Here is a 13,591-nt window from a genome sequence, read left to right on the forward strand (position 1 = left end):
TCTTGGGTCAGTCTTAGAAATTCGCTTCCAGCGAAACTGTGACGGTGCGGTCCAGGCCGACGATGTACGCCGGGTCGCCATCGCGAAAACCGCTGTAGCTGGCGGCGTTGGTCTTGGTGGTGTACACGCCGTCCAGGTATTTCTTGTCGAACAGGTTGTCGACGTTCAGGCGCAGGGTGGCGTCCTTCACGACCTTTTTGTCGACCGGCAGGTAGATACCCGCGCCGAGGTTGAACACGGTGCGCGCGGAAATGGCTTCGTCGTTGGTCAGGTCGCCGTAGAGCTTGCTGGTGTACTTGCCGCCGAAGGTGCCGTAGAAGCGCCCGTCGTCGTAACCGATGTTGGCCGCCAGCATGTTCTTCGGCACGTTGGCGAACTGTTTGCCGCTGGTGGGCAACGCGATGGCCTGGCCTGCGTTGTAGACGGTCATGTCGTCCTGCTGCTCGGCCTTGGTGTAGGTGTAGGAGGTGTAGTAGTTGAAGTGGTGGGGCAGCAGGCCGCTCCACTCCAATTCCAGGCCTTTGTTGGTGACGGCGCCGACGTTGATATCGGCGGAGTCGCCATTGATGTCCTTGGAGGAGACCTGGCGATTCTTGAAGTCCATGTAGAACAGAGTTGCGGCCAGGGTCATGTCGTCGCCGCTGTAGCGCCAGCCCAGCTCGTGGTTCCAGCTGGTTTCCGGCTCGAGGTCGATGGAACCGGCGCCTTTGTCATAGAGCGCGTAGTTCTGCGGTACACGCATATTGCGCGACAGGCTGTAGAACAACTGGTCACGCTCGTCCAACTGGTATTTCAGGCCGGCGTTAGGCAGCAGTTTGTTGTAGGTCTGGTTACGCTTTTCCGGCTGTTCGCTGAGACTGCCGTGGTTGGTGCCGTCACGCTCGACGTTCATGTAGGCCAGGCCGGCGATAAAGGTCCAGTCCGGGTTGATGTACCAGGTGTCCTGGGCCCAGACTTTTTGCGCCGGGGTGACCGTGAAGCGGTCGCGGCCCTGGACCTGGTTGCCGTTGGCGTCGACGACGGCGCTGTTGGAATCCGGCCAGGTGTCGACCGGCTTGCCATTGCTCTTGAGGGGGATGAACGGTTGGGTCTGGCTCTGGCGTGCGCGCTCGTACCAGTAACCCAATTGCAGGCTGTGGTCGCCCAGGTCCCAGGTCAGTTTGGTGGTGATGCCCGGACGCCAGGTCTGGGTGCGCGAAGGGCGGTAGTACACGCCGCTGTTCGGAGTGCCGTCGGCGTTGTACTGGGCGGCGGTTGGCAGATTGCCAAGGTCGAATACGCCGCCCTGGTTCGAACCACGGTTGAGCGCATAACTCGATGAGCCGACGCCGCTGCCATTGCCCCAGAAGTAATACGGGATCACCGACAGGGCCAGGTTGTCGGCCAGTTTGAACTGGGTGTTGAGCACGGCGGTGAAGGTCTGGAACGGGTTCTGCGCCAGGGCGTAGTAGCTGTTGTACTTGCCGTTGCCGCCCACCGTCGGTGTGGCCGGGTAGGGATCGTATTTGCGGCCGTTTTGCTGGAACTGCGCCTTGGTCAACTGGCTGTAGCTGTTGTTGTCCTGCTCGTGGTACTTGAGGATCAGGTTGGCGGTGTTGCCGTTGCCGGCGTCGAAGAAGCTGTTCCATTCCACCTTGTCCGCGCGCACGGCGCCCGAACCACGCCACATATCACCCTCGGTATGGGACGCCGACAGCCAGTTGCTCAGGCCGTTGACTTCGCCGGTGTTGAGGCGGGCGAAGGTCTTGCGCGTGGCGTTGCTGCCGACGATCTGTTTGACGAAGGCGCCGGTCTCTTTGGTCGGGCGAATCGTCACGATGCCGATGTTGCCGCCACTGGAACCGATGTGCGGGCCGTCGGACTCCGAGGCGCCCTGGGTGACGAAGATCTGGTCGAGGTTTTCCGGGTCGCCCAGCAGGTTGGAATACAGCGCATAGTTGCCCGAATCGTTGATCGGCATGCCGTCCACCGACATGCCCACCTGGTCGGAGTTCATGCCGCGCATGGTGAAGCGAAAGCCCGACAGGCCGGTGTTGTCCTCGCTGGAAATGTTCAGGCCCGGCGTGTACTTGAGCTTGTCGATGGCGTTGCCCGTCGCCGTCTGTTTGTCCAGCGCCTCCTTGGTCACGGTGGAGCGGCCCTTGATGCTTTCCTCGGGCACCATGTAACCGCCCCCGGCGCTGGCTTTGCCTTGGACCCCAATGGTGCCGACGTCACTGTCGCCGGGGTCGGCCATGACCATTGTCTGGGTCATGCTGGTCGCGGCAACGAGTGCCAGGTGAATGCGGGTGAACTTCATCACTGTCGTCCTGGTGGCGCGTGCTTATTGCACGCTGTAGTTGAAGGTGGCGGTGAAGCGCTGCTCATTGCGGCCCCCGAACGCCTGCTCGGGGAACGGCTTGACTTGCTTGATGCGACGCAAACTGTTGGTGGCGGCCCGGTTGAGCAACATGCTCGGGGCCTGGGTTTGCAGGCCGGAATCCAGCACGCGGCCCTGGCGGTCGACCAGCAGCCACACCACCACTTCGCCACTCGGGCGTTCGAGGGAGGCCTGGCGCCCGGTGGGGTACTGCTTGTAGGTGTCCAGCTCGTTGCGCAAGCCCTTGAGGTAACCGCCTTCCAGCGCCTGGCTGTCGACCTTTGGCGGCGCGGGCGGGGCGGGTGTCGGGGCCACCTGCGCAACCGGCGCGGGCGCAGGCTTGGCGGCCACCGGTGGCGGTGTCGGCGTGGGCTTGGCAACCACGGGCGCAGGCTTGGGCACAGGTTTGGGCTTGGGCTTGGGTTCGGGTTTTGGCACCGGTTTCGGCGGTGGCGGCGGTGGGGCGGGCTCGGCTTCCTCGTCTTCGATCACCGGCGGTGGCGGCGCCTGTTCCACCACAGGCTGCGGGACCACCTCCGGCTCCGGCTCGACCAACGCCAGCTCGACCGCCGACTCGTCGTACACCGGCTCGACCTTCAAGGTCTGTGACTGGATACCCAGTGCAATCAGCACCAGCGCGACCAAGGCCGGGACACTGCCCAGCCACTGACGTACTCGAAACAGCAGGTACATGATCAGGACTTACGCGTGGCAATGGACACGGAGGTGAAGCCACCCAGGCGTAGGGTGTCCATCACTTCCACCAGGCGCGAAACCTCCACGCCTTTGTCGCTGTTGACGATGATCGTCGACTGGGTATCGGGCTTTTGCGCCGCCTTCAGCGCCGGCACCAGCGCGTCCACCGGGAGGTCCTTGCCATCCAGTTGCAACTGGCCTTCCAGGCCCAGGGTGAGGATGAATTTGTTCTGCGGTTTGAGCTGCTGTGAACTGCTGGCGCTGGGCAACTGAGTCTTCATGCCCAGGGCCGGAATCACGTTCAGGCTCACCAGTACGAAAAACACCAGGAGGAACATCATCACGTCGATCATCGGGATCAGTTCGATGTGCGCCTTGCGCTTCTTGGGTTCATCCCAGGTTCTCATTCCGTTACCCCGTTATTGAATTAGGGGCAACACGCTAGCAAGCAAAAATGACCGAATGGTTAACTTTAATTGACGATTTGAAAGCTCTAGGACGGGGCTTTCAGAAAACTTACCCGTCAGTTTTTGGGCGTAACGAAACTGACATCCAGGACGTACATGCTCGAGAAATTTATCGCGAGAGCCGCCTACCCATGAGTCGTTTGTTATCGCATTTCTTTACCCCGAGTGTGCTCATGCAGGCGCGGGACGTGGCGCAATTCGAGAGATTTACTGTGCTTGAAAATGGGTGTGATGATCGCGAGCGCAGGTCATGAAGAGCGCAGTTGACGCTGATCGACGCCGGGTACTCGGCGGGCTGGCGATCGCTACGGCGTTTTCCATCCTCAGCCCGTTTGCGCGCAGTGCCGGGGTGGATTATCCGTTCACCCTCGGCGTAGCGTCCGGTGACCCATTGCCGGATGGCTTTGTGATATGGACGCGCCTGGCGCCGTTGTTCAATGCCGAGGACGGACGCGGTGGATTGCAGCGTGCGGTGCCGGTGCGCTGGCGGGTGGCCAGCGATGCGGCGATGACGCGGATTGTGCAACAGGGCGAGGTGATGGCGACCGGGCATTTTGCCCACTCGGTACATGTCGAGGTGGCGGGGTTGGCGACGGGCCGGCCGTACTGGTATCAGTTCGAGGGCCTTGGCGCGCAGAGTCCGATTGGTCAGGCACGCACCACGCCTGCGCGGCATGAGATGGCGTCCGCCCGGCTCGGGTTCGTCTCCTGCTCGCATTGGGAGCGCGGGTATTTCAGTGCCTACCGTCATCTCGCTGCCGAGTGTCCCGACCTGGTGTTTTTTCTCGGTGACTATATTTACGACAGCTCCTACGCGGCGGACTCCGGCAAAGTGTTTCGCGCCCACGGCAGCGGGAATGCGGTGAGCTTGAGCGACTACCGCAACCGCTACGCGCTGTACAAGACCGATCCCGATTTGCAGGCCCTGCACGCCGCCGCGCCCAGCGTGGCGACCTGGGACGATCACGAAGTGCAGAACGACTATGCCAACCGCTGGTCCCAGGACCCGAAAATCCCCGTGGCGCAGTTTCTCCAGCAACGGGCGGCGGCTTACCAGGCGTTCTACGAACATATGCCGTTGCGTGCGAGCAGCCGGCCGCAGGGCCCGGACATGCGCATTTACCGGCGCCTGGACTATGGGCGGCTCGCGCGCTTCCATGTGCTCGACGGCCGCCAGTACCGTTCCGAGCAGCCTTGCATCGCGGCCGATGGCAGCCACCAAGGACATATTGTCACCACCCCCTGCAGCGACTTGCGTGACCCCGCCCGCACCTTGCTCGGCTGGCAGCAGGAGGCCTGGCTGGACCAGGGCTTTGCCCAGTCCCGGGCGCAGTGGAATGTGATCGCCCAGGACTTGTTGGTGGCGCCGCTGATGCAGCGTGACCTGACCCATCACAAAGTCGGCCGCTGGACCGATGGCTGGGATGGCTATATGGCCAACCGCAAGCGAATGCTGGCGTCCATCCAGCGCAACCGCGTAAGTAACCCGGTGTTCTGGGGCGGGGATATCCACTCGTTCTGGACCACGGACCTGCACGCCGATGCCAATGACCCGGACTCACCGGTTGTGGCGACTGAATTCGTCGGCTCGTCGGTGACCTCCGATGGCCCGCCCTATGAGGCCTTCACGAAAATCCTGCCGCTCAATCCCCATGTGAAGTTTTTTGACAGTCGCCAGCGTGGCTATGTGTCGGTGGAATTGGACGCGCGCAAGATGCTCACGCACTTTCGCGTGATCAGCGACCCACGCGACCCGGCAGCCACGGTCTCGACGTTGCAGTCGTTTGTGGTGGAGCCGGGCAGGGCGGGGGCGATGGCTGTGTAGCCTGGGCTCAAATGTGGGAGGGGGCTTGCCCCCGATGGCGTTGGTTCAGTCAAAAATGCGCCTACTGACACTCCCTCATCGGGGCATAGGTATCTACACAACTCAGCAGCGCCCAACCGTAACCACGATGCGAAGCGAGCCGCTCTTGATCTTGATCTGCTTTTGATCCTAGGCGCCCCGTTAAACCACGCTGGCCGAACGCAGGCTTGAATCCGTGGGTAACCCGGCAGGACGCCGGGTTAGCCGCACTGGGCCATGGATGGCCCATTGCGGCGGCCCACGGATTCAAGCCTGCGTTCGGGCACACCGAGCCTAGGCGAGGTGCCGAGTGGTGGGGCAAGAGCGTTTTGCTTACTTTTGCGCTTTTCAAAAGTGAGCCGCTGTAAAAGCGGAACCACTAGCAGCCGTTACCGCAGAAACGGATATGTACTCAGTCTGATCCAGCATCCTGGTCGGCCCAGAGGCCGCCATCGGGGGCAAGCCCCCTCCCACATTTGGACCTCGGAGCGTCAGGTAGATACGCGTTAGCTCCCTCGCCACAGGTGCGGTGTCGCACCAAAATTGTGTAGATACCTATGCTCATCGGGGGCAAGCCCCCTCCCACATTTTGAGGCTCGGCGTATCAGTTGATTTCGTAGCGTACCGACAGTGCGCCCTTTTTTCCGAGAGGGCCAGGATCGTTACCTGGCCCAGTTCGCTCAGTGCTTGAACATGCGTGCCACCGCACGCGTATGCCGGCAATTCACCGAAGCCGACTTCTCGGGTGCCTTCTTCCAGCGTCATGTGGCGTGGATAATCTGCGGCGATCCATTGGTTGACCAGTTGTTGAAGGACCTGCGCATCCATCTCTTGCGCGGCTTCGCCGCGGATAAAGGTAATCTTGCCCTCACCTGGCCAATGATGGGCCTTGATCGGTATCCAGCCCAGGCGTTCGCCGGCATTGCCAATCAGGTGCCCCGCTGAGTGAAGGCGTGCGTGCAGCGCGCGGCGTGATGCATCGACCCGCGCCGTGATGGGGCCGGGTTCCAGGGGTTGATTGACGTAATGCACCACATGCGTTGCGTCCTGCGTGACGCGCAGCACCTGGCTGTCGCCCAGCCACCCGGTGTCGCAGGGCTGGCCACCGCCTTGGGGATGGAAAATCGTCGATTGCAGGATCACCGCAAATTGCTCTTCGTGAGGCGTGCAGCTCAGCACTTCCAGCTCGGCTGTCAGGTGATCGTGGGTGAAAAACAGGCGCTCGGTCATCGTCTACATCCGCATCCAGGTGATGCCACAGTATAAATAGTGCGCTGATAGGCGATAATCCATTCAAATATCAATGGACCTGTGCGTCATGAGCATCAATCTTCCGTTGCCACTGCTGGGTGAAATGGCGATTTTCGTCAAGGTGGTCGAAACCGGCAGTTTCTCCGAAGCGGCGCGGCAACTGGGCGTTTCACCCTCGGCGGTGAGCCGCAGTATTTCGCGCCTGGAACAGGCACTGGCAACCCGCCTGTTGCAACGCACCACACGCAAGCTGCGCCTTAGCGAGGGCGGCGAAGAGGTGTTCAAGCGGTGCCGCGAGATGGTCAGCGCGGCGCGTTCGGTAATGGAGATCAGCGGGCAATTTACCCATGAAGCCGAGGGCCTGGTGCGGGTCAGCGTGCCCAAGGCAGTGGGGCGGTTTGTGGTGCATCCGCATATGCCGGCGTTCCTGCGGCGCTATCCCAAGGTGGATGTGCAACTGATCCTTGAGGATCGGCCTGTGGATCTGATCGACGACAATGTCGACCTCAGCATCCGCATCACCGACAGCCCGCCGCCCGGTCTGGTCGGGCGGCAATTATTGCCGATCGAACATTTGCTCTGCGCAACGCCGCAGTACCTGGCCGAGCATGGCACGCCGAGCCATCCCCATGATCTGCTGGAGCACAGTTGCATCTATCTGGGCGAAACTCCCGGTGACTCACGCTGGAAGTTTCGTCAGGACGGCAAGGCGGTGACGGTCGGCGTGCGCGGGCGGTATGCGGCGAACCACACGGGCGTGCGGCTGGATGCCGTGTTGCAGCATGTAGGGATTGGCAGCTTGCCGTATTTCACGGCGCGGCACGCCTTGGAAGAAGGGCGGTTGGTGCAGGTATTACCGGCGTGGGATTTTATTGCGTCGTACCACGGCGAGGCGTGGTTGTTGCATTCGCCAACGCGCTACTTGCCGCCCAAGCTGCGCGTGTTTATTGATTATCTGGTGGAGTGCATGGCGAAGGAGCCGACACTGCGCAGTCGGTAGAAATGGGTTAAACATGTGGGATGGGGCTTGCCCCCGATGGCGGTGGTTCAGTCAAAAATGCGCCTACTGACACTCCCTCATCGGGGGCAAGCCCCCTCCCACACAAGCCCCTGATAATCAGTGCTTGCTCTGGTCATCCGGCATGGCCAGCAGTTGCTTTTCCTGGTTCCAGTCGAACGGTTCGTCGTTCAGCTCGGCTTCATAGCGACGTTCTTCAAGGGCCTGGTACAGGTCCAGTTCTTCGTCGGGCATGAAATGCAGGCAATCGCCGCCAAAGAACCACAGCAGATCGCGCGGCACCAGGTGGGCGATCTGCGGGTAGCGCAGGATGACCTGGCTCATCAGGTCCTGGCCCAGGTACTGGCTTTCGATGGGGTCGACGGGCAGCAGGGCGCGCAGTTCGTCGAAACGTTCCAGAAACAGCGAATGGCTTTCCTCGGGTACCTGTTCGGCTTCGCCGACGGCAACCAGGATGCTACGCAGGTGGTCGAGCAAGGCGAGATGATCGGCAACGACGTTGGACACGAGATAAGTCCTCTAAAGCAAAAACGGGCGCGAGAGTATATGCCTCTCGCGCCCGTTTTTATATGACCGCCGGTATCAGCGGACTTTACCCTCAGCCTGTATCAGCTCGTCCTTGCTGAAATCATCCACGTCGATCACCTTGCGACGCGCCGCTTCGGCGTCGCGCAGGGTTTGCGCTTCGGCCGGTTGCAGCACGCTGGCGTGCAGCGCGGCGTCGATTGCGGACTCACCGGCAGTCGGTTTGAGCTGCCCGCTCTTGAGCGCGGTGTGCAGTTTTTTCTGCAGGGGATGGCTGGCGCCGAGCAGGTCATAGGCGTGTTGCAGCGCGCCCACCGGGTCTTCCGCCGATTGTGGGCGATAGCAGCCCGCCAGCAACTCTTCCAGGGTCGGGTCGCCCTTGGCGCGGCCAATCACGGCGGCAACCTCGGCATCCAATGCATCGGATGGCCCGGTATGACGACGCCCGAATGGGAACACGATCACCCGCAACAGGCAGCCCAGGATTTTATTTGGGAAGTTGCTCAGCAGTTCATCCAACGCACGCTCAGATTGGCCAAGGCTTTCCTCCATGGCCCAGGCGAACAGCGGTTCCAGGTGGTCCGGCGAATCCAGGTCGTGGTAGCGCTTGAGCGCCGCCGAGGCCAGGTACATGTGGCTCAGCACATCACCCAGGCGCGCCGACAAGCGTTCGCGGCGTTTCAACTCGCCGCCCAGCAGCATCATGCTCAGGTCCGCGAGCAGGGCGAACGCGGCGGCCTGGCGGTTCAGCGCGCGGAAATAACCCTGGCTCAGACGGTTGCCCGGGGCCTTTTCGAAGTGACCGATGCCCAGGTTCAACACCAACGTACTGGCGGCATTGCTCACGGCGAAACCGATGTGTTGCATCAGCAGGCCATCGAACTCCTTCAACGCCTGGTCATGGTCTTCACGACCGGCCAGGGCCATTTCCTTGAGTACGAACGGATGGCAACGAATCGCGCCCTGGCCGAAGATCATCAAGTTGCGCGAGAGAATATTCGCGCCTTCCACGGTGATGAAGATAGGCGCGCCTTGCCAACTGCGGCCCAGGTAGTTGTTCGGGCCCATGATGATGCCCTTGCCGCCATGCACGTCCATGGCGTGGCTGATGCACTCGCGGCCGCGTTCGGTGAGGTGGTACTTGAGGATCGCCGACAGCACCGAGGGTTTTTCGCCCAGGTCCACGGCATTGGCGGTGAGCATGCGAGCGCTGTCCATCAGCCAGGCGTTGCCGCCGATGCGTGCCAGGGCTTCCTGGATACCTTCGAAGGCTGACAGCGGCACGTTGAACTGTTCACGCACCTGGGCGTATTGGCCGGTCACCAGGCTGGTGAACTTGGCGGCGCCGGTGCCCACCGCAGGCAGGGAGATTGAACGACCCACGGACAGGCAGTTCATCAGCATCATCCAGCCCTTGCCGAGCATCTCCTGGCCACCGATGAGGAATTCCAGGGGAATGAAGACGTCCTTGCCCGAATTCGGCCCATTCATGAACGCGGCGCCCAGAGGCAGGTGACGGCGGCCGATTTCAACACCCGGGGTGTCGGTGGGGATCAGTGCGAGACTGATGCCCAGGTCTTCCTCGTCGCCCAGCAGATGGTCCGGGTCATGGGCCTTGAATGCCAGGCCGAGCAAGGTCGCGACCGGACCGAGGGTGATGTAGCGCTTTTCCCAGTTCAGGCGCAGGCCGAGGGTTTCCTTGCCTTCCCACTCACCTTTGCAGATGACGCCGGTGTCGGGCATGGCGCCCGCATCGGAGCCGGCCAGCGGGCCGGTCAGGGCGAAACACGGAATATCGTCGCCACGCGCCAGGCGCGGCAGGTAGTGGTTGCGTTGCTCGTCGGTGCCGTAATGCAACAGCAGCTCGGCGGGGCCCAGGGAATTGGGCACCATCACGGTGGACGCCAGATCACCGCTGCGGGTGGCCAGTTTCATCGCGACCTGGGAGTGGGCATAGGCAGAGAAGCCCTTGCCGCCGTACTCCTTGGGAATGATCAGGGCGAAGAAGCCGTGGGTCTTGATGTGCTCCCAGGCCGCAGGGGGCAGGTCCATGGCCTGGCCGATTTCCCAGTCGCTGACCATGGCGCAGAGCTCTTCGGTGGGGCCGTCGATGAACGCCTGTTCTTCTTCAGTCAATTGCACCTTGGGGTAGGCCAGCAGTTTGTCCCAATCAGGACGCCCGCTGAACAGTTCGCCGTCCCACCACACGGTGCCCGCGTCGATCGCATCGCGCTCGGTCTCGGACATGGGCGGCAGGACTTTCTGGAACCAGCTGAACAGCGGCTTGGTGAAGTATTGGCGGCGCAGGTCGGGCAGCAACAGCGGCAGGGCCACGACGGCGATCAGCACCCAGAAAATCAGCAGCAGCCAACCCGGAGCATGGCTCCAGGCGCCCATCGCCAACAGGTAGACGGCGACCACACCCAGGGCAGGCAGGGGCGCAGTGCGCCGGTGTGCCAGGTAGGCAATGCCGACCACCAGAACCAGTATCCACAACAACAGCATATTCAATCCTCCGTGAAACCAGGGCGAAACCACCAGGGAGCTTAGACGGCGTCCGGCCAAGCGGGGTGATCAGGGTGTTACAAGTTTGTACTGGGGACAGCCATCAGTGCGCTATATAGATGAGTACCGCTTCATCGCCAGCCTCTTCATCAGTGACCGCCCTCTGGTGGTGGAGTTCGCCCCGAAACGTCGCGGAACCCATGGGGATTTATATGACCGGTCAGTCTTTGCCGTGCCATCGGTGAGACTGTGCGCTGCGCTGACTCAATGCCGGGCGCCATGCAGGGTGATTCAAGCCGCGCCTGAACCGGCGTATGCTGCGGCGTTCATCAAGCCATGTTCAACAACGATAAGGCGCGGTCATGCTGAAAATCTGGGGTCGTAAAAATTCATCAAACGTCAGGAAAGCACTGTGGTGCGCCGAGGAGCTCGGCCTGGACTATGAGGCAATTGATGCGGGCGGGGCGTTTGGTGTGGTCGACACCCCGCAATACCGGGCCTTGAACCCCAATGGCCGGGTGCCGATGATTGAAGATGGCGACTTTGTGTTGTGGGAATCCAATACCATCGTGCGCTACTTGTGCGCCAAGCACGCGTCGGAATTTTACCCCAGTGACCTGCAAATCCGGGCCAGCGCCGAAAAGTGGATGGATTGGACCACGTCGACGCTCGCCGATCCGTTCAAGTCGGTGTTCTGGGGCATCCTGCGTACAGCACCCGAACAGCGCAACTGGGACAGTATCAACGCCGGGCGCCAAGCCTGCATCGATGCGCTCGACACCGTTGAACAAGCCCTGGCTGCGCAACCCTACCTTACCGGGCAGGCGTTCGGCATGGGTGATATCCCACTAGGCTGCTTTATCTACGCCTGGTTCGAAATGCCCATCGAACGCCCGTCAATGCCCAACCTGGAAGCCTGGTACCAGCGCCTGCAACAACGTCCGGCCTACCGCAAAGCGGTGATGACCGCGTTGACCTGATACACACTATTAATACGGGTGACTGTACTTGTGCAGCGCGGGCACGCACCATGCTCGCACCTCATCGCAGGTTGAACTACCTGCGGTGTGCCCTCATCTATTGTTTCTATTCTTTTCTTTGGTGCGTAATCAGATATGAGTTCCGCTCTGTCCATCCGGCAGCTAACCAAAACCTACGGCAACGGTTTCCAGGCCCTGAGTGGTATCGATCTGGACGTTGCCGAAGGTGACTTCTTCGCCTTGCTCGGCCCCAACGGTGCCGGCAAATCCACCACTATCGGTATCCTCTCGACCCTGGTCAACAAGACCAGCGGCACGGTGAATATCTTTGGCCATGACCTGGACAAATCCCCGGCGGCGCTCAAGCGCTCGATCGGCGTGGTGCCCCAGGAATTCAATTTCAACCAGTTTGAAAAGACCTTCGACATCGTCGTGACCCAGGCCGGCTACTACGGCATCCCGATGAAAGTCGCCAAGGAACGCGCCGAACAGTACCTGACCCAATTGGGCCTGTGGGACAAGCGTGATGTGCCTTCGCGCTCGTTGTCCGGTGGCATGAAGCGCCGCCTGATGATCGCCCGCGCACTGGTGCATGAACCGCGCCTGCTGATCCTCGACGAACCCACCGCGGGTGTGGACATCGAGTTGCGTCGTTCGATGTGGACCTTTCTCACCGAGCTGAACGAGAAGGGCATCACCATCATTCTCACCACGCACTATCTCGAGGAAGCTGAACAGCTGTGCCGCAATATCGGCATCATCGACCATGGCACCATTGTCGAGAACACCAGCATGCGTAACCTGCTGGGCCAGCTGCATGTGGAAACCTTCCTGCTCGACCTGAAGAACAATCTGTCGGCGCCGCCGCAACTGTTGGGCTACCCAAGTCGGCTGGTGGACAGCCACACGCTTGAAGTCCAGGTGGACAAAGCCATGGGCATCACGGCGCTGTTCAGCCAACTGGCTACTCAGAACATCGAGGTAACGAGCCTGCGTAACAAAACCAATCGCCTTGAGGAGTTGTTCGTGTCCCTGGTGGAGAAAAATCTGGCGAAGGTGGCGGTATGAGTTCCGAACTGCAACCCAACCTCGTCGCGCTGCAGACCATCGTCTACCGCGAGGTGAAGCGCTTTACCCGAATCTGGCCGCAGACTCTGCTGCCACCGGCGATCACCATGGTCCTGTACTTTGTGATCTTCGGAAACCTGATCGGTCGGCAGATCGGTGACATGGGTGGCTTCACCTACATGGAGTACATCGTGCCGGGCCTGATCATGATGTCGGTGATCACCAACTCATACGGCAACGTGGTGTCGAGTTTCTTTGGCAGCAAATTCCAGCGCTCCATCGAAGAACTGATGGTTTCACCGGTGTCGCCGCACACGATCCTGATCGGCTATACCTTGGGCGGCGTGCTGCGCGGCTTGATGGTGGGCGTGATCGTGACCTTGCTGTCGTTGTTCTTTACCGACCTGCAAGTGCATCACCTGGGGGTCACCATTCTGGTGGTGGTACTGACGGCAACGATCTTCTCGCTGCTCGGCTTCATCAACGCGGTATTTGCGCGCAACTTCGATGATATTTCGATCATCCCGACGTTCGTGCTCACGCCGCTGACCTACCTGGGCGGGGTGTTCTACTCCATCACGTTGCTGCCGCCGTTCTGGCAGACCGTGTCCCTGGCCAACCCGGTGCTGCACATGGTCAACGCCTTCCGCTACGGCATCCTGGGCGTGTCGGATATCAAGATCAGCGTGGCGATCACCTTCATGATCGTTGCCACCATCGTCTTGTACGTCGGATGCGCGCGGTTGCTGGTGAGCGGGCGTGGGATGCGGACGTAAATACAGTTTCTACTCGGTCAAAATGTGGGAGGGGGCTTGCCCCCGATAGCGGTGTGTCAGCCAGCTCATCTGCAGCTGACACACTGCCATCGGGAGCAAGCCC

10 protein-coding genes and 1 pseudogene are annotated in these 13,591 nt (G+C 61.0%); 5 read left to right on the forward strand and 6 right to left on the reverse strand.

Translation table 11 applies throughout. From position 1 onward, the window contains the following. Nucleotides 1-13: 13 nt before the first annotated feature. From BOP93_RS09025 to BOP93_RS09035, 3 genes are read right to left on the reverse strand one after another with little or no spacing between them, the layout of a single operon-like run. Complete coding sequence (locus tag BOP93_RS09025; protein WP_104502326.1) at nt 14-2,299, reverse strand: TonB-dependent receptor; 2,286 nt, start codon at nt 2,297-2,299, stop codon at nt 14-16. Between the two features lie 24 nt (nt 2,300-2,323). Further along, nucleotides 2,324-3,052 (reverse strand): energy transducer TonB family protein, encoded by a 729-nt coding sequence (locus BOP93_RS09030; protein ID WP_104502327.1) that lies wholly within the window; start codon nt 3,050-3,052, stop codon nt 2,324-2,326. Nucleotides 3,053-3,054: 2 nt separating this feature from the next. Further along, a complete protein-coding gene (locus tag BOP93_RS09035) occupies nt 3,055-3,462 on the reverse strand; it encodes an ExbD/TolR family protein (protein WP_104502328.1) in 408 nt (135 codons plus the stop codon). Between the two features lie 310 nt (nt 3,463-3,772). Here BOP93_RS09035 and BOP93_RS09040 point away from each other — a divergent pair, with 310 nt between their 5' ends. Next, complete coding sequence (locus BOP93_RS09040) at nt 3,773-5,347, forward strand: alkaline phosphatase D family protein (RefSeq protein WP_104502329.1); 1,575 nt, start codon at nt 3,773-3,775, stop codon at nt 5,345-5,347. A 622-nt stretch (nt 5,348-5,969) separates the two neighbouring features. On the opposite strand, the pseudogene BOP93_RS09050 reads toward BOP93_RS09040, so the two are convergent. Then, nucleotides 5,970-6,595, reverse strand: a pseudogene (locus tag BOP93_RS09050) (alanyl-tRNA editing protein). 88 nt (nt 6,596-6,683) lie between these two features. On the opposite strand from BOP93_RS09050, the gene BOP93_RS09055 reads away from it, so the two are divergent. After that, on the forward strand, nt 6,684-7,616 hold the full coding sequence (locus tag BOP93_RS09055) for a LysR family transcriptional regulator (protein WP_104502330.1): 933 nt from the start codon (nt 6,684-6,686) through the stop codon (nt 7,614-7,616). Nucleotides 7,617-7,733: 117 nt separating this feature from the next. Here BOP93_RS09055 and BOP93_RS09060 read toward each other — a convergent pair whose 3' ends face one another. Continuing rightward, nucleotides 7,734-8,141, reverse strand: coding sequence for a PA2817 family protein (locus tag BOP93_RS09060; protein ID WP_065888196.1), 408 nt, complete (start codon nt 8,139-8,141; stop codon nt 7,734-7,736). A gap of 75 nt (nt 8,142-8,216) precedes the next feature. Further along, a complete protein-coding gene (locus BOP93_RS09065; RefSeq protein ID WP_104502331.1) occupies nt 8,217-10,664 on the reverse strand; it encodes an acyl-CoA dehydrogenase in 2,448 nt (815 codons plus the stop codon). 362 nt (nt 10,665-11,026) lie between these two features. Here BOP93_RS09065 and BOP93_RS09070 point away from each other — a divergent pair, with 362 nt between their 5' ends. The 3 genes from BOP93_RS09070 to BOP93_RS09080 all read left to right on the forward strand — a co-directional run bounded on the left by BOP93_RS09070 (nt 11,027) and on the right by BOP93_RS09080 (nt 13,488). Next, nucleotides 11,027-11,644, forward strand: a complete 618-nt coding sequence (locus BOP93_RS09070) for a glutathione S-transferase family protein (protein ID WP_104502332.1) — start codon at nt 11,027-11,029, stop codon at nt 11,642-11,644. Between the two features lie 135 nt (nt 11,645-11,779). Then, nucleotides 11,780-12,712, forward strand: a complete 933-nt coding sequence (locus BOP93_RS09075) for an ABC transporter ATP-binding protein (protein WP_065893681.1) — start codon at nt 11,780-11,782, stop codon at nt 12,710-12,712. After that, entirely contained in the window at nt 12,709-13,488 is a 780-nt protein-coding gene (locus BOP93_RS09080) for an ABC transporter permease (RefSeq protein ID WP_104502333.1), read from the forward strand. Before BOP93_RS09075 ends, BOP93_RS09080 begins: the two co-directional genes overlap by 4 nt. The last annotated feature ends 103 nt before the right edge of the window (nt 13,489-13,591 follow it).

Source organism: Pseudomonas orientalis (assembly GCF_002934065.1).
Classification (GTDB): domain Bacteria; phylum Pseudomonadota; class Gammaproteobacteria; order Pseudomonadales; family Pseudomonadaceae; genus Aquipseudomonas; species Aquipseudomonas orientalis_A.